The 1,070-nt window shown below is 63.6% G+C and carries 2 protein-coding genes; one reads left to right on the top strand and one right to left on the bottom strand.

Annotation, left to right across the window (positions count from 1 at the left end; translation table 11 throughout):
- A partial coding sequence (locus EN994_RS32695) for an FAD-dependent monooxygenase (protein WP_206530561.1) occupies window positions 1-399 on the top strand: 399 nt, incomplete at its 5' end.
- A 10-nt stretch (window positions 400-409) separates the two neighbouring features.
- Here the strand turns inward: EN994_RS32695 and EN994_RS32690 are convergent.
- Window positions 410-937: a hypothetical protein gene (locus tag EN994_RS32690; protein WP_024504998.1), complete on the bottom strand. Its 528-nt coding sequence runs from the start codon at window positions 935-937 to the stop codon at window positions 410-412.
- Window positions 938-1,070 lie beyond the last annotated feature (133 nt).

Genomic DNA, 1,070 nt, shown 5'->3' with positions numbered 1-1,070 from the left:
ACCATTGCGCGTGCTTTCGTCGCGCCCCGCATCGCACTCGCCGGCGATGCCGCCCACGGCATCCACCCGATCGCCGGCCAGGGCCTCAATCTCGGCTTCAAGGATGTCGCGGCCCTTGCCGAGGTGATCGTCGAGGCCGACCGGCTCGGCCAGGACATCGGCGCGCTCGACGTCCTCGAACGCTACCAGCAGTGGCGCCGCTTCGACACGGTGCAGATGGGCATCACCACGGACGCGCTGAATCGGCTGTTTTCCAACGATATCGGCCCGCTGCGAACCGTCCGCGACATCGGCCTCGGCCTTGTCGAACGCATGCCGCGCCTGAAGGATTTTTTTATCCGGCAGGCGTCGGGGTTGTCCGCCAGCACGCCGCGATTGTTGAAGGGCGAGGCGATCTGAGCGCTATCGCTCAGTTGACCTCGAAACCCAGCTTCTGCCGCAGCCGCAATATCCTCTGGTCGGATATTTCGAGGCGTTTTTCCCCGCCCTGGGCGGCGCGGTTGACCATCTGCAGCAGATCGTTCCGCTCGGCGACATCGAGGCGTTCGCGCAGGAACGGCGCCAGCTTGTCGATGACGACGGTGGTGTCGTCGACCTGCGCCGCCGCCCATTTGGCGTAGATCACCGCCTCGTCGGTCTTCTTCTTGTCGGCGATCTCGGAAATCACCGCGCGGATGACAGCCTCGCGCTGCGGCAGGATGGGCCCATCCTCGGAGACGATTGATGTGATCAGCGTAGCCGCCGCTACGACCGGATCATCGATCGCCGTCAGAGGCGACAGAGCCGCCTGCTTGCGCAGCTTCTTGCGACGGATGTTGCCCTGCACGCGCCCGACAACGTCCGCAACCTCGCGAGCCGCGTCGTTCATCGCCTTCATCCGGTACCACCAGAACGCCGCCGCGCCCATCACGCCAAGGATAGCAATCAGGAAAGGCATGTCGAAATCCCCAAGAACCCCGGCGACGATAGGAGAACTCTCGCCTTGCTTCAACACGCAAAAGTTGCGCACCAAATGAACCGGGACGATCGTTCAATCGAACGCCTTGGTTTCCGCGTGGCTGTAGCACATG

The organism is Mesorhizobium sp. M7A.F.Ca.CA.002.09.1.1, assembly GCF_003998555.1.
Classification (GTDB): domain Bacteria; phylum Pseudomonadota; class Alphaproteobacteria; order Rhizobiales; family Rhizobiaceae; genus Mesorhizobium; species Mesorhizobium ciceri.
The sequence above is the reverse complement of the archived record's forward strand: the minus strand, read 5'-3'. Positions and strand labels throughout refer to the sequence as shown.